This window comes from Streptococcus oralis, assembly GCF_001579525.1.
Lineage (GTDB): Bacteria > Bacillota > Bacilli > Lactobacillales > Streptococcaceae > Streptococcus > Streptococcus oralis_M.
On the sequence record NZ_KQ970788.1, the window covers coordinates 312751 to 327724 of the forward strand.

The window sequence follows — 14974 nt, forward strand, 5'->3', positions numbered from 1 at the left end:
ACATGGTTACCAAGACCATGGTTGAAAGGATGGCAATCGTAGCCAAACCAACCGCATTTTTCTTCATACGGAAAATGAGATTGGATACGGAAATCATGTTGTTGGGTTGGTAATAGTAACGCTTGTTTTTCTTCAAGATTTGTAGAAATACTGTAATCCCTGCATTAAACAAGAGATAGGTCCCAAAGATTACCAACAAGACTGCCACAAAGAAAATCAGAACAGCATTAAGTGGATTTTCAACTGTAACTGCTAGGTAGTAGCCAGCTCCCATACTAATCAAACCTAGAATGGTCTGAAGGCTTAAGAAACGTCCTTTTTTCTCACCACTGGCCTTCTCACGAGAGAGCTGTAGGGCATTCATGCGTGCAATCCGAAAGGCATTGATAAAAACCAAACCTAGGAAAATAGCTCCAAAGACGATAAGAACTAGGATAAAGACAATTGGTTGGAAAGTCGAAACGAGCTCCACTTTCATCTTCATCAGCTTCAGAAGAAGGGCAAAGATTAGCTTATCAAAGAGGGCTCCTAGGCCGAGACCAGCTGTCAAAGTTAAGGAACCAAAAATAAGAAGCTCTTTAAAAACCATACTGATCAAATGGCGCTTTTCAAGACCCAGCATACCATATACACCTAGCTCCTTGGAGCGGTTCTTCATGACAAAACTATTGGCATAAAGTACAATAATTCCAGAAGCGATGGTAACAACTACCATACCGAGAGCAAGCGTCATAGAGATAGTTTCTCCCCCTCGGATCTTGCCAATATTAGGGTTAAGTGACAAAGAGTAAAAGAGATAGGTGATGGTCACTGCTAAGAGAACAGCTAAGGCAAAGGGATAGTAGAGTTTGCGGTTTTTAATCAAGTTAGATACCGCTAACTTATTGGTTAATCGGAACATACTAATTCACCTCGCTTGCCATAACAGTCAAAGTATCAGAGATTTCTTGGAACATCTGACGCTCTGTCTTGTCTCCACGGTAGATTTGGTTGTAAAGAATGCCGTCCTTGATAAAGAGAACGCGCTTGGCCCTGCTGGCTGCAGCGGTTGAGTGAGTTACCATGAGAATGGTTTGCCCGCGCTCATTGATTTCATCAAAAACATCTAGAAGAGCTGCAGATGACTTGGAGTCAAGGGCTCCTGTTGGCTCATCCGCAAGGAGAATTTCAGGTTCAGTGATGATGGCGCGTGCTACTGCTACCCGCTGCTTTTGACCACCTGAGATCTCGTAAGGGTACTTCTCTTGCAATTGGTTGATGCCCAAATTTTCAGCTGTCACTACCAATTTCTTCATCATCTCTGTGATAGGTTTTCGTGATAACACTAACGGAAGCAAGATATTGTCCTTAACAGACAGGGTATCTAGCAAGTTAAAGTCTTGGAAGACAAATCCCAACTTCTCACGACGGAAACTCGAAGCCTGTGAATTCTTAATAGTGGCTGTGTCTGTTCCATTCAGGTAAACCTGACCACGAGTTGGTTTATCTAGCATAGCTAAAATGTTGAGCAGGGTTGATTTCCCCGAACCAGACTCACCCATGATGGCAACATAGTCACCCTTTTCTACGGTAAAGTGAATATCTTTGAGTGCTTCGACTTGGTTTCCTTGGAAACGTGTTTTATAGATTTTTTGAACGTGTTTTACATCTAAAAGTGTCATGATTTTCTCCTTCTTAATATCCCATCATTTGAAACTGTGCTTGCATCATAGCGCATCCCAGTTGAACACGCTCGATATCTTTTTGACTTGGTTTTCTTGTTTTCTTTTGTAAGATTCTTTTCATGGTTTTGCTCCTTTGTTCTTTATGAGTCTAGTTTATCGCAAAAAAGGGAGGCTTGCCATAACCTAACCTTACAAAAGAGACTTTAATCTTACATTTTTGTAAGATTGAAGAATATCAAGCAATTTCGCTATCAATATTTTACCATAAAAGAAAGGCAAGAAGAAAACCCTTGCGGATGCAAGGGTTAGGATTCACTACTTTTTCTAATTTCTTCAAGAAACAAGGAAATTATCTATAAACTATTTCCAAATCCGACTCACCAAAACCGTCCATCATTGTCATCAATGGCCTCAGCATCCTTACGTTTGCGTGGTCCTGTTCCGTACATTTCTGCTTCAATCTCTTCCTTAGTTGGCAGAATAGAGGCGAGGATGATGTAGATAATCACACCAATCCCAAAATTTGATATGGTAAAAATGGCAAAGAGAAAGCGGACTAGAGTTACATCAAAATTCCATTTGTCTGATAGACCAGCTAAAACTCCCGATACCATACTGTTTCGTTTCATTTTATAAAATTTGTTATTCATGATTTGTTCCTCTTTCGGTATTCTTACAAGTAGTATAGCATGAAACGGGGTCACAAACATCAGTCCTTAGGCCGATTTAGGATGACGAGTTTACCTCGACAAACTCCACAGCGATAGCGTTTGGTATCAATTCTTCTCTTACGCTGATAACTTTGCTGGCAAGATTGACACTGATAGACTAGGTAGGTACTTTGGGCTTTCAAAAGGGGAACAAAGCGCAGTCCATCCACTTCTTTCAAAAGTTCCTTAAAATCTCGGTCCTTGTGGCGATAACCCTTTTTCTGAAAATAAAGGTGATAGTGACAGAGTTCATGGCGCACGATTTTTCGAAAGACTTCCAAACCTAGTTCATTATAAACCTTGGGATTAAAATCCAAATGCCCATCCTTGGGGAAAAATCGCCCACCTGTCGTTCGCAGACGAGAATTCCACTGGGCTTGGTGCGTGAAAGGTCTACCAAAGTCTTCAAGGGAAACAGACTGAACGTACTCAGTCGGTTTCATCTGGAGCTAGGAGCGACAGATTGACTTTTTCACGTTCAGTGTCGATTTTCTTAACCCAAACCGTTACCAAATCTCCGACTGACACCACTTGGCTGGGATGTTTGATAAATTTACGACTCATGTGAGAAATATGAATGAGGCCGTCTTCGTGAATCCCGATATCAACGAATGCACCGAAGTCAACGACATTACGCACCACACCTTCTAGCTTCTGGCCGACTTTTAAGTCTTTGATATCCAGTACATCTTGACGGAGTACAGGTGCATCAAAAGAATCACGGAAATCTCGACCTGGTTTGAGAAGGTCGGAAATGATATCTTTAAGCGTTTCTGGTCCAAGATCCAGTTCTTGCGCCATCTCCTTGACTGATAGGGACTTAAGCTTATTTTTTGCTTCTTCATTCAAGTCCTTGATATCCAAGCGTTTGAAGAGCTCCTTAACCGCAGCATAGTTTTCTGGGTGAACTCCCGTATTATCAAGGATATTGCTACTTTCCGGGATACGGAGGAAACCTGCAGCCTGCTCAAAGGCTTTAGCTCCCAGGCGAGGAACTTTCTTAATTTGAGCGCGTGAAGTGATTTTTCCTTCTTCTTCACGGTATTTGACGATATTTTCAGAGATAGTTTTATTGAATCCAGCTACATGGGAGAGAAGTGCTGGGCTGGCTGTATTGACATTAACGCCAACCTGGTTAACCACCGTATCAACGACAAAGTCCAGACTCTCAGACAGTTTCTTCTGACTAACATCATGCTGGTACTGACCGACACCGATTGACTTGGGATCAATTTTGACCAATTCGGCAAGCGGATCTTGCAAACGTCGAGCGATAGAGATAGCAGAGCGTTTTTCAACAGTTAATTCTGGAAACTCCTGACGAGCAAGTTCGCTGGCAGAGTAGACAGAAGCGCCACTTTCATTGACGATAACATAGCTGACTTCTGGAAAATCTTTCAGAACTTCCGCCACAAAGGCTTCACTCTCACGGCTTGCAGTACCATTTCCGATAGCAATAATTTCTACTCCATATTGACCAATCAAGTCTGCCAAGTCTCGCTTGGCTTCTTCAATCTGACGAGCTGATGCTGGTTTTACTGGATAAATGACTTGGGTTGTCAACATTTTACCTGTTACATCAACGACAGCAAGTTTGGCACCTGTACGAAAGGCAGGGTCAAATCCTAGAACCACGCGCCCTTTTAGCGGAGCAACCAAGAGGAGATTACGCAGGTTATCAGAAAAGAGTTGGATAGCCCCTTCTTCCGCTTTCTCAGTCAATTCTGTCCGAATGCGTCGCTCGATAGCAGGCAAGACCTTTTTCTTAACTGACTGTTGAACAACTTCATCAATATAGGCGTTTCTCACCTTGAAACGAGCAGCAAAGAAAGCTAGGATACGATCCGTTGCATGTTCAAAGCCGACTTTCAAGATGCCTAATTTTTCCCCACGATTGAGGGCTAAGGTTCGATAGCCCTGCATGTTGCCAACTGTCTCTGAAAAATCATAATAAATCTGAAAAACTTGTTTTTCATCAAGACTTTCATCCTTGACCTGCGAAGTGATTTTAGAGTGTCTCAGTACTTCCTGATAGGTCATAGCACGTAGATTGACATCTTCGGATAAGGCTTCTACCAAGATATCAACTGCTCCAGCTAAGGTATCTTGACCAGTCGCAAATCCTTCACAGACAAACTTCTCAGCTTCTTTCTCTAAGCCATCTACATTCTGCAAGATCAAGCGAGCAAGAGGAAAGAGTCCAGCTTCACGAGCAATGGTTGCCTTGGTCCGACGTTTTTCCTTATAAGGAAGATAGAGTTCTTCTACATCTGCTAATTTCTCAGCTGCCAGGATAGCTTCTTCCAATTCCTTGGTTAGTTTGCCTTGTTCTTGAATCTTAGCTAAGACAGCTTCTTTACGATCGTTGAGATTTGTCAGACTTTTATCCAGATCAATAATGGCCTTAATCGCTACCTCATCCAGACTACCAGTCATGTCCTTCCGATAACGTGCGATGAAGGGGATCGTCGCCCCTTCTGCCGTCAAACTTAGAACAGTATCGATTTGCTTTAAGGTTACACCTAAATCTTGGGAGATTTTTTCATATTTTTTATCCATAAACCTATTATACCATAAGGAACAAAGCTTGTTTCACCTTACCTGTTTTTACCTCTTTGATTATCAAAATAAAAATAATCCCTTTTCCTCAAAATAATAGTATAATAGAGGTAACATTTAGAAAAGAGGTAGGCCCATGGCTGTTAAATTTACAAAAACGGATGACTTGGACAAGATGTTTGAAGAATTCGCCAAACTTCCTGACTTAACACAGGTCACTTTCCCAGATGACAAAGGCAAAAAAGAAAAAGTTGAGAAGAAAAAATAGATGACTGTTTTCCAATCTCTTCCTCCTAGCATCTTACAAGCAGGGGCTATTTTTCTCTCCATCATGATTGAAGCCCTTCCTTTTATCCTGATTGGGAGTCTCATTTCGGGGTGGATTGAGGTCTATATCACGCCTGATAAAGTTTATGAGTTTCTTCCTCGCAATCGTTGGGGGAGAATCTTTTTTGGTACCTTCATTGGCTCTCTCTTCCCATCCTGCGAGTGTGGAATCGTTCCCATTATCAATCGTTTTTTGGAAAAGAAAGTCCCCAGCTACACGGCCGTTCCCTTTCTGGTGACTGCTCCCATCATCAATCCCATCGTTCTTTTCGCTACCTATTCTGCCTTTGGTAATTCCTTAAAAATTACCTTCTTGCGAGCTCTGGGAGCCATTGTGATTGCTTTGGCGCTTGGGATTTTCCTAGGATTTTTCTGGAAGAAACCCATTCAAAAAGAAAATCCTATCACTTGTCATGAACATGACTTTTCACACTTGACTCCTGCTAGAAAGGTCTTTCAGGTCTTTATACAAGCTATTGACGAGTTTTTCGATATGGGGCGTTACTTGGTCTTTGGTTGTCTCTTTGCAGCTATCGTCCAGGTCTATGTTCCGACTCGGATCCTGACCTCTATCAGTGCTAGTCCAGTCCTTGCGATTCTCTTGCTCATGTTTCTTGCCTTTCTCCTCTCTCTTTGTAGTGAGGCGGATGCCTTTATCGGTGCTTCTCTCCTCTCGAGCTTTGGTCTAGCACCAGTCCTTGCCTTTCTGGTCATCGGCCCCATGCTTGATATCAAAAATCTCCTAATGATGAAGCACTATCTCAAAGCGCGTTTTATCTGGCAATTCATGGGCATTGTGACAGTACTTGTCTTGCTTTATTCTTACATGATGGGGGTGATGATATGACTCGATTTTTCATTCTACTAGGCTATTTTGTCCTAACTCTGTATCTACAGCTATCTGGCAAGCTTAGCTACTACATCAATCTCCACTATTCCTATCTAGTCTATATCTCTATGGTTCTTTCTCTTCTGTTGGCTCTGGTCCAATTCTACATCTGGATCAAGAAAATCAACTCTCACAGCCATTTAGAAAGTCGTCGAGCTAGACGAATCAGTATCCTTTTACTGTCACTACCTCTCTTGATTGGAGTTGCCTTTCCGACAGTAAGTTTGGACTCGAGAACCGTATCTGCTAAGGGATATCATTTCCCACTTGCTGAAGGAATCAACACAGCCATTCAGGCAAGTGAAGGCACATCCAGTCAATACCTCAAACCCGATACCAGTACCTATTTTTCCAAATCTGCTTATGAAAAGGAAATGAGGGCTACAGCTGATAAATACCTCGCCCAATCAACCATCCAGGTTACAGACGAAAACTATATGGAGGCCATGGAAGTTCTCTATGACTATCCTCAGGAGTTTGAAGGAAAGAAAATCGAGTTTACAGGCTTTGTCTATAACGATCCTAGCCATCCAGATAGCCAGTTCCTCTTTCGCTTTGGAATCATCCACTGCATTGCCGATTCTGGTGTATATGGACTCTTGACCAAGGGAAACTCTCGTCAGTATCCTGACAATACCTGGATCACCGCTAGAGGAACCCTGACTCTCCACTACCATAAAGAACTCAAACAAAAACTCCCAACACTGGAAGTTGAGAGTTTCACAAAAGTAGACAAACCAGAAAATCCTTATGTCTATCGCGTGTTTTAATAAAAAGTAGCCTTTACAGGCTACTTTTTATTATTTAGCAATTTTCTAACCTCTTGAGCACCAATCTGATCGCCTGCCTTTTCAAAAAGAGCAATAGCTTGTAAAAAATTTTCATGTGATTCTTCAGGATTTTGTATCGAACCAATCTCTCCTAAACCTCTATAGGCACAAGCTTGGGCAATTAAATCATCTGTTTGCAAAGCTTGTTTTAAGGACTGTTCCATATACATGAATGCTTCTGCTACTTTCCCTAGCTTTAATCGTAAATAACCTTGCTCATAATTGTTAACAGAAGATTTGAGGGTATCCTCTGTAAAAGCTTCTTCAATGATTTTTTGCTCTCTTTCGATATAGAAAAGGGCTGTTTGAAATTCATTCATTTCACGATAAACCATGGCTAACTGATGATAGCCTATATGTTCATTTTCTGGGTCGCTTTTAGTTCGTGCTAAGTCAATGTAACGCTGATAGATACTTAAGCACTCGTTGTATTTTTGCTCTTCAAGATAAATATACCCCATCAAATTTAACAAACTAAAATCTGTGCAAGTTTCCAATAAAAAATCAGCTTCAACTAATTTTTTAGCCTCATTAATCTTACCCTCAAACAATAAATCCCATGCTTGATTCATACATATCCTCCCGCTTCTTACGTTGTATAGAAAAAAATTGACAAATCGCTATCAGACTCGTATTTTTTCCAAGCTAAACTGAAGCCATAATAATCTTCAAATTCAGGGTGCCAGTCATAATAAAGTGGGACACGACTATACTTTCTCGCTACAACTTCGTCTTCAAATTCTGGAGACTCCCCTGCAGTAATACCAAATTGAAGACCATTTAGTTCCCAAGTATTTCCCCAAACATTTTCATCAGAGAGAACATCGATCCATCTAGAAGCATCAATATCAAAATCTGCACATAATTCCAGTTCATAGAATCTTCTACAATTAATCTCTGAAGGTTTTATATAAAGGGCGCTATCAACTTGGTACTTTTTATCTCTGACTTGAATCTGTGTGATTTTCATTGGAATCGGAACTCCATTTAATTCTAACCAGAAATATCCTAAAGGAGTTTTGATACTATAATATGTTTGCTGAGAGTTGGGGTTAGCGTTTTTAGAGCAAACATCTAGAATTCTTCCTAGCTTTTTTAAATTTCTAAAAACGTTTTTCGAAGTGATTGGGTCGAAATGTGAATACCTACGAATGACACGTTTTAACATTTCAACAGGAAAAGTGATATCCTTTGGTAGGGCATGATACTTCTGTACAACTAAAGCAGTTTTTTCAGTATTTTCCTTCCCGACTGGGACAATAACAGCGTGTCCTATATGGATATTTGGATCATCGCAGATATAGGTATAACCATTCCCTCCCTCCTGAAACTCAACCACAACAAGATTTAACTCTTGATCTGGATCAAAGAGAGGCTCTACCTTTTCTACTTCTTGCCGCTCATAAAAAGTAAAGTAATCTCTATCCCCGTCTTCACCAAAAACCATAAAACTGCCACACTCAGGGCACTTCCACATATAAAATGAGGCCTCTGAAATGTCTTCATAAGAAATTGAATCATTACCATCTTTTTTATTCATGATTTCTACTAAGAACTCATCCGAATAAACTGAATAAGCATTTGGATCAGGCGCTCTATGGTTGTTCATTGCTTGCCCGCATTTACATGTCCATTTACCCATAAAAAACCTCAGTCGTGGCCTAATTCTTCAAGGAAAAATTGATTTAGAGCTTTCCACTCTTTCTTTTCCTCTCTAACACTTTGAACGTATGCATCCAACTCTTGGATGTTAGCTAAAATATAATCTTGAATTGGCATTATCGGATCAATTTCCATACCTTCAGGCTCATTTATCTTAATGTCTAGCAATCTTGAAACATGCTCCTGCATTTGAGACGGAAGTAATTCTTTGACCAAATCATCAAACAAAATCGGTGGAACAGAATGGTATTTTTCAATCCAACGACAGGCCAAAATAGGACGCAGCGCATAGAAATACTTTTTAGGTTTGACCTTGTCTCCTGAAAGATACTTATTCATTTGAGTTCTAGCAGTATTCAAGTAATGATACAGCATTTTTTTCCCAGAAAAATACTGGTTGGCAAGAGGACGCATGCGCTCGATAAAATCCGTTTGTTGATAGACAATTGGTGACTGTAACCATTCAAACAGTGTAGGATTTGACTTATAAAGGAGTTTTAAAGTCTTGTCTAAATCCCAACCACTCACATCCCAAGTATCGTCAATTGGTAGCTCGATAACATCACGCTGTTCATTTAAACGGAGATAAAAATCTTGCTTGTGTTTGTAGATAAACCGTACATCAAAGTCACTATCGGGAGACTCAAAACCCCAAGCACGACTACCAGACTCAATAGCCCATAAGACTCTGACACCATAATCACGCTCAATTTCTGCTAATTTTTCCGGTACCAGAACATTCATTTCTTCTTGCGTTTGCATAATAAAGCCTCGTCTATAATTTGGACATAAATAGTTACTAAAATAGGTAACTAAGAGGACTGAAAGTACATTATATCAAACTTTCAAAACTACTAGAAAAAAACTAATCCTTCTAGTAGTTTTTCAGACGTTTTCTATACCTGATCCCCTTGAATGACAGACTCTCCATCCTTCCAGTTTCGAGCAATCTCTTCGTCTTTCTGGAGTTGATCTACCAGTTCCTCTACGGAGTCAAATTTGACCATATCGCGAACACGGTCCAGCCAGTAGACCATGACTGTCTCACCGTAAATATCGTCTGAAAAGTCGAAAATATTGACTTCAAAACGTGGTTCTTCTCCATCAAAGGTAACATTTTTGCCAACGCTCGCCATGCCACGATATCTCTGACGCTGCACTTCCACATCGACTACGTAAACACCGTCCGCTGGCATATAAGTTCGGTCTCTTAGGACCAGATTTGCTGTTGGATAACCGATCGTACGCCCACGAGCATTTCCATGAACGACCATCCCACGGGTTGGAAGCGGTGTGCCGAGCAGTTGATTGACTTCCCTGACATCTCCATCAAGAATAGCCTGACGAATCCGTGTAGAACTAATCTTGCCCTTTTCGTCTTCGACCGGAGGAACAATGATGATCTCTCCATCAAAATAATCCTTCAGGTCATCCGCAGTTTTCTTATCAGAGCCAAAAGTATAGTCAAATCCTGCTACGATAATAGCTGGTTTTAGAGCTCGAACATAGGTATCAAAGAATTCTTGACCCGTTAAACTAGCAAATTTGCTACTAAAGTCAAGTAAGAAAAGAGCCTCTACCCCATGCCATTTCATCTTGTGCTCCCGTTCCTCATGATTGACGATATGGAGCATAAGCTCAGGTTGGTATGGTTGCAAGGCAAGTTTTGGCGACTCTGTAAAGGTCATTACGACAACTGGCAGATAATCCTTCATCGAAGCCTTGCTGGCCACTTCAAAGAGTTTCTGATGTCCCTTGTGTATGCCATCAAAATAACCTAGTACAAGGACTGTTTTCCCTGGTACTGCAATATCTTTTTCGTTCTTAATAGGTACTGTTGTAATCATGAAACTATTATATCATAGAGAAAGTCTTTTCGCTAAGAGGAAATCCCAAATGTCGTTTTTTGCGCCTGAACTGACCGTAAGAGAAAATTTAGCACTTTAGTTTAAAAAAATAGCACCTCCTAAGAGATGCTATCATTTGGTAACTAGTCTATTGTTTCTTCTAAATCTTTTAACTTAACCGAAACAATCTTAGAAACACCTGATTCTTGCATGGTAACTCCATAGATAGAGTCCGCTGCCGCCATCGTCCCCTTACGGTGGGTTACGACGATAAACTGACTATCCTTGTCAAAGCGGTTGAGGTAATCCCCAAAACGTTTGACATTGGCTTCGTCCAGCGCTGCCTCTACCTCGTCCAAGATAACAAAAGGAATAGTTTTGACTCGAATGATGGAGAACAACAAGGCCAAGGCTGATAGGGCTTTTTCACCACCACTCATAAGATTGAGAGACTGGATTTTCTTACCTGGAGGTTGGACAGAAATCTCCACACCAGCAGTTAAAAGATCGCCCTCAGTCAATATCAAGTCTGCCTGACCACCGCCAAACATCTGTCTAAATGTCACTTTAAAGGACTCACGAATCGCCTCAAAGGTTGATTTGAATCGTTCCTTAACCTCATCATTCATCTCTGTGATGGTCTCAAGGAGTAGGTTTTTCGCAGACAAAATATCATCTCGTTGGCTATTGAGGAAATCCAAACGATTGTGGACTTCTTCGTACTGTTCAATAGCATCCAAATTGACTGGACCGAGTGAGCGAATAGCTTTCTCAAGATCTTTAACCTCTTGCTCTGCCAGAGTGAGATTTTCCAGTTCATGAGCCTTTTCTAGAGCCTCAGTGTAGCTGATCTGGTACTGGTCAGTTAATTGAGCTTGTAGATAGCGCAAGCGTTCGCTGACCTTTTCCTTTTTGGCTTCAGCACGCGTTTGTTTACGAATCCACTCCTCATTCTGCTGACGAGCCTGATCCAAATGGCTGGCAATATCATCCAGCTGGCCTTCGATATCATCCAACTCAAACTGCTTACGAATCAAACCTTGTTGGAGGTTTGTTTTCTGAGTTTTGGCCTCTTCCTCCTGCTGACTTAGCAAATCCGTATCCACTTTCTCAAGATTATCAACCTTTTCTTGGAGAAGGCGCTGAATTTCCTCTTGTTCGATATCCAGATTATCCAGTTCCTTGCCTAAGCGTTCAATATCAGTAACTTCGTACCGCTTCTGTCCTTGCAGTTCGGACTTAAGCAAGCGCGCTTGAGAAATCTGTTCCTGCAAGTTTTGATAGCGTTCTTGAATAGCATTTTTATTAGACTTAATCTCTTCAATCTCAGCTTCCAGATTTTGCTTTTCACTGGCGATAGTAGCGAGACTCTCTTGGCATTTTTCCTTGTCCGCTTGCCAATCTCCCTCAGTAAGGCGATTTAATTCCTCTTCTTGAAGCTTCCAGAGCGTTTCTAACTCTTCGACCTGCTGATTGGTTTGTTGATAGGCGAGGTACAAACCTTGCTCCTGAATACGAGCTTGCTCACCCTGAGACTTGATAGCTTCTAATCTTTCTGCCAATTCCGCCATCTCATCTTGCAAGGTCTTCAAACTCGCTTCTTCTGAACGCAGACTAGCTTCTTCTTCAGCAATTTCTCTTTGTAATTGCTCCAGCTCTGGCTTGATGAAAATACTGTTGTTTTGACGATTGGCACCACCCGCATAGGAACCACCTGTACGCAATTCGGTACCATCAAGCGTCACTATGCGAACCTGATAGCGAACTTGACGAGCTGCGGCACGTGCATGTTCTACAGTATCAAAAATTGCTGTCGTTGCTAGCAAGTTCTTGAAAATAGCTTCTAGTCTCTTGTCAAACGACACCAACTCATCAGCCATACCCAGAAATCCTGGACTTGCAGCGATAGCATCTTGATTCTGACTAGATATTGTACGCGCCTTAATCGTTGTCAAAGGAAGGAAGGTCGCACGACCAGCTCTGTTACGTTTGAGGAAATCAATTGCCTTGGTTGCCGCGTTTTCATCTTCTACGATGATATGCTGACTGCTAGCTCCAAGCGCAATTTCTAGGGCATTTTGATAATGTACATCAAAAGTTAGATGCTCACTGACTGCACCAATAATCCCACCTAAGCGGTCTTTTTCTTGAAGAACACTCTTAACACCCGCATAAAAATTGCTATGATTTCTTAGGATATTTTCCAAACTCTGGGCTCGAGCCTGCTTGTTTTTGAGACTGTCCAGACGGTCAAAGAGTTGGCTCTGCTGGGCTTGGTAAGAAACTTTCTGCTCCTCTTGTTCCTTGGCACTAGCTTGGTAGTCTGCCAATAATTTCTGAACTTTCTCCTTGGCAGTTTCAAGCTCATCCTTTTGCTGACTAGCCTTCTCTTTAGCTGTAGCCAGTTGTTCTTTCAGTTTCTCAAGTTGATCTGCTTGTTTTTGAGACAGCTGACGGCTGTTCTCCAGTTCATTCTCTATGCGGGTCAACTGGTTTGAGACATCCGCTTCTTCTTGTAAAAGAGCCACAAAACGTTCACGCAAGAGCTCGATCATCTGGTCAGGATCGTCAGAAAATGCCAACAACTCTGCTTCTAGGCGATTGAGTTCCTTGTTGTTTGCAGCTAGACTTTTCTCTAACTGTTCCAAGTTCGCTTCTTTTTCAGCCTTTTCCTTACTTAGAGCCTTTCTCTTATCTTCCAGAGTCGCCAAACGGGCTTGCGCTTCTTGTTGATTAAGGGCTACTTGCTCAGATTCCAGTTTGGACAGGGCTAGTTTTCGCTCTAAGTCACTGATCAAACTAGTCAAATCCATTAAGCTTCCTTGGTCTTTAGCCATTTCAGCTTGGAGATCTTGGCGTTTCTTTTTAAGAGTTTGATTTTCTTCCTCTAACTCTTCACGTTTTTGGTAATAACTGGTCAAGAGTTCCTGAACCTGCGTTAGTTCTTCTTCTGTCAGCTCTAGTTCAGCCTTGTTTTCCTTGATTTGGGCAACCAGTACATCCAAATAAATCGTCTTGCGTTGACCATCCAAGTCGAGAAACTTACGAGCATTCTCGGCTTGTTTTGCAAGGGGCTTGATTTGATTGTCCAACTCATAGATAATGTCCTCTAAGCGGTCGAGATTGTCTTGAGTTTGTTGCAGTTTGCTTTCTGTTTCTTTTCGACGAGTCTTGTATTTTAAAACTCCAGCAGCTTCTTCAAAAATAGCACGGCGTTCCTCTGGCTTGGAATTAAATATCTCCTCAACCTTCCCTTGGGAAATGATGGAGAAGGAATCCCTTCCCAAACCTGTATCCAAGAAAAGGTCGTGCACATCACGCAAGCGAACTTTCTTGCCATCAATTCGATACTCGCTATCACCACTACGATAGATATGACGTTCTACCTTAATGATTTGCCCCGCATCCTTGATAAAACCATCTTCATTGTCCAAGGTCACGACAACAGAGGCATAATTGAGCGGTTTGCGACTTTCAGTCCCAGCAAAAATGACATCAGGCATCTTACCTCCACGAAGACTCTTGACACTGGACTCTCCCAAGGCCCATCGCAGACTTTCTGTGATATTTGATTTCCCAGAACCATTGGGCCCAACGACAGCTGTCACACCTTGGTCAAAGACAACCCTGGTCTTGTCAGCAAAAGACTTGAATCCCTGGATCTCAATTTCCTTTAAATACATGAATCAAGCCCTTTCTCAACGGCATTTTTTGCGGCCTCTTGCTCTGCCAATTTTTTAGAACGGCCTTGGCCTTTTCCAATACTCTTGCCCTCAACCAGAACTTCTACATCAAAAACCTTATCATGGGCAGGCCCAGTCTCAGAGGTCACCTGGTAGCGAATATCCACATCTCCATTGACCTGGAGCAGCTCTTGCAGGTGTGTCTTGTAATCCTTAATCATTTCAAAGTCACCTGCTTCAACCTTGGGAATCATGACTTGATAGATAAATTCTTTAACTCTAGCAACATCCTTGTCTAAAAGCAACGCTCCCAGAAAGGCTTCAAAGGCATCTCCAAGAATGGTGTCACGATTGCGCCCACCAGACTTTTCTTCTCCTTTTCCTAGCTTGATAAACTGATCAAACTGGCAATCACGCGCAAAACCAGCCAAACTCTCCTCACGGACAATCATAGCACGGAGTTTGGACAAATCTCCCTCTGGTTTCTTAGGATATTTTTTATAGAGATATTCTGAAATCAATAATTGCAGAACAGCGTCTCCTAAAAATTCCAAGCGCTCATTGTGTGAAATTTTTAAGAGGCGGTGCTCATTGGCATAACTCGTATGAGTAAAGGCCGTTTCTAGTAAGTTTTTATCTGCAAATTCGATCGCAAAACGCTTCTTTAGTACAGTTTGTAATTCTTTCATACCAACCTCTTTCTAACTGATAACAGTCACTTTTATTATATCAAAAAAAGCCCCCTGAGTCACTTTAAAACGGGACTAGAGGGGATTTGAGCATTTTTTAGAATAAAAATTTTT

The 14974-nt window shown here is 41.6% G+C and carries 14 protein-coding genes; 3 read left to right on the forward strand and 11 right to left on the reverse strand.

What is annotated here, in order from left to right; genetic code table 11:
* The 5 genes from SORDD25_RS09390 to SORDD25_RS01530 all read right to left on the reverse strand — a co-directional run.
* The coding region (locus SORDD25_RS09390; RefSeq protein ID WP_241497220.1) for an FtsX-like permease family protein at positions 1 to 901 on the reverse strand (901 nt) is incomplete at its 3' end.
* A 1-nt stretch (position 902) separates the two neighbouring features.
* Complete coding sequence (locus tag SORDD25_RS01515; RefSeq protein WP_000173369.1) at positions 903 to 1661, reverse strand: ABC transporter ATP-binding protein; 759 nt, start codon at positions 1659 to 1661, stop codon at positions 903 to 905.
* 380 nt (positions 1662 to 2041) lie between these two features.
* Positions 2042 to 2314 carry a PspC domain-containing protein gene (locus SORDD25_RS01520; protein ID WP_061852364.1) on the reverse strand — a complete coding sequence of 91 codons (273 nt, stop codon included), beginning with the start codon at positions 2312 to 2314 and terminating at the stop codon, positions 2042 to 2044.
* 59 nt (positions 2315 to 2373) lie between these two features.
* On the reverse strand, positions 2374 to 2817 hold the full coding sequence (locus SORDD25_RS01525) for a SprT family protein (RefSeq protein WP_061852365.1): 444 nt from the start codon (positions 2815 to 2817) through the stop codon (positions 2374 to 2376).
* The gene (locus tag SORDD25_RS01530) at positions 2804 to 4933 is read right to left on the reverse strand and encodes a Tex family protein (protein WP_061852366.1); all 2130 of its coding nucleotides are present in this window, start codon (positions 4931 to 4933) and stop codon (positions 2804 to 2806) included. The genes SORDD25_RS01525 and SORDD25_RS01530 overlap by 14 nt, the downstream gene beginning before the upstream one ends.
* A gap of 136 nt (positions 4934 to 5069) precedes the next feature.
* Here SORDD25_RS01530 and SORDD25_RS09495 point away from each other — a divergent pair, with 136 nt between their 5' ends.
* The 3 genes from SORDD25_RS09495 to SORDD25_RS01545 are packed head-to-tail and all read left to right on the forward strand — an operon-like array spanning position 5070 to position 6919.
* Positions 5070 to 5201, forward strand: a complete 132-nt coding sequence (locus tag SORDD25_RS09495; RefSeq protein WP_061852367.1) for an SPJ_0845 family protein — start codon at positions 5070 to 5072, stop codon at positions 5199 to 5201.
* On the forward strand, positions 5202 to 6107 hold the full coding sequence (locus SORDD25_RS01540) for a permease (protein WP_061852368.1): 906 nt from the start codon (positions 5202 to 5204) through the stop codon (positions 6105 to 6107).
* The gene (locus SORDD25_RS01545) at positions 6104 to 6919 is read left to right on the forward strand and encodes a TIGR03943 family putative permease subunit (protein WP_061852369.1); all 816 of its coding nucleotides are present in this window, start codon (positions 6104 to 6106) and stop codon (positions 6917 to 6919) included. The genes SORDD25_RS01540 and SORDD25_RS01545 overlap by 4 nt, the downstream gene beginning before the upstream one ends.
* A 20-nt stretch (positions 6920 to 6939) precedes the next feature.
* Here SORDD25_RS01545 and SORDD25_RS01550 read toward each other — a convergent pair whose 3' ends face one another.
* From SORDD25_RS01550 to rnc, 6 genes are all read right to left on the reverse strand, one after another.
* On the reverse strand, positions 6940 to 7551 hold the full coding sequence (locus SORDD25_RS01550; protein WP_049478179.1) for a tetratricopeptide repeat protein: 612 nt from the start codon (positions 7549 to 7551) through the stop codon (positions 6940 to 6942).
* Positions 7552 to 7568: 17 nt separating this feature from the next.
* Positions 7569 to 8621, reverse strand: coding sequence for a hypothetical protein (locus SORDD25_RS01555; RefSeq protein ID WP_061852370.1), 1053 nt, complete (start codon positions 8619 to 8621; stop codon positions 7569 to 7571).
* 8 nt (positions 8622 to 8629) lie between these two features.
* The gene (locus tag SORDD25_RS01560) at positions 8630 to 9403 is read right to left on the reverse strand and encodes a nucleotidyltransferase domain-containing protein (RefSeq protein ID WP_061852371.1); all 774 of its coding nucleotides are present in this window, start codon (positions 9401 to 9403) and stop codon (positions 8630 to 8632) included.
* 134 nt (positions 9404 to 9537) lie between these two features.
* Positions 9538 to 10488 (reverse strand): bifunctional riboflavin kinase/FAD synthetase, encoded by a 951-nt coding sequence (locus SORDD25_RS01565; RefSeq protein WP_000633644.1) that lies wholly within the window; start codon positions 10486 to 10488, stop codon positions 9538 to 9540.
* A gap of 143 nt (positions 10489 to 10631) precedes the next feature.
* Entirely contained in the window at positions 10632 to 14171 is a 3540-nt protein-coding gene (gene smc, locus SORDD25_RS01570) for a chromosome segregation protein SMC (RefSeq protein ID WP_061852372.1), read from the reverse strand.
* Positions 14162 to 14860 (reverse strand): ribonuclease III, encoded by a 699-nt coding sequence (gene rnc / locus SORDD25_RS01575; RefSeq protein ID WP_000661472.1) that lies wholly within the window; start codon positions 14858 to 14860, stop codon positions 14162 to 14164. The genes smc and rnc overlap by 10 nt, the downstream gene beginning before the upstream one ends.
* Between the last annotated feature and the right edge of the window lie 114 nt (positions 14861 to 14974).

Coding starts and splice junctions, on each gene's coding strand:
- SORDD25_RS01545 (WP_061852369.1), top strand. CDS start 6,104: ATGACTCGATTTTTCATTCTACTAGGCTATTTTGTCCTAACTCTGTAT.
- SORDD25_RS01560 (WP_061852371.1), bottom strand. CDS start 9,403: ATGCAAACGCAAGAAGAAATGAATGTTCTGGTACCGGAAAAATTAGCA.
- SORDD25_RS01550 (WP_049478179.1), bottom strand. CDS start 7,551: ATGAATCAAGCATGGGATTTATTGTTTGAGGGTAAGATTAATGAGGCT.
- SORDD25_RS01530 (WP_061852366.1), bottom strand. CDS start 4,933: ATGGATAAAAAATATGAAAAAATCTCCCAAGATTTAGGTGTAACCTTA.
- rnc (WP_000661472.1), bottom strand. CDS start 14,860: ATGAAAGAATTACAAACTGTACTAAAGAAGCGTTTTGCGATCGAATTT.
- smc (WP_061852372.1), bottom strand. CDS start 14,171: ATGTATTTAAAGGAAATTGAGATCCAGGGATTCAAGTCTTTTGCTGAC.
- SORDD25_RS01555 (WP_061852370.1), bottom strand. CDS start 8,621: ATGGGTAAATGGACATGTAAATGCGGGCAAGCAATGAACAACCATAGA.
- SORDD25_RS01515 (WP_000173369.1), bottom strand. CDS start 1,661: ATGACACTTTTAGATGTAAAACACGTTCAAAAAATCTATAAAACACGT.
- SORDD25_RS01565 (WP_000633644.1), bottom strand. CDS start 10,488: ATGATTACAACAGTACCTATTAAGAACGAAAAAGATATTGCAGTACCA.
- SORDD25_RS01520 (WP_061852364.1), bottom strand. CDS start 2,314: ATGAATAACAAATTTTATAAAATGAAACGAAACAGTATGGTATCGGGA.
- SORDD25_RS01540 (WP_061852368.1), top strand. CDS start 5,202: ATGACTGTTTTCCAATCTCTTCCTCCTAGCATCTTACAAGCAGGGGCT.
- SORDD25_RS01525 (WP_061852365.1), bottom strand. CDS start 2,817: ATGAAACCGACTGAGTACGTTCAGTCTGTTTCCCTTGAAGACTTTGGT.
- SORDD25_RS09495 (WP_061852367.1), top strand. CDS start 5,070: ATGGCTGTTAAATTTACAAAAACGGATGACTTGGACAAGATGTTTGAA.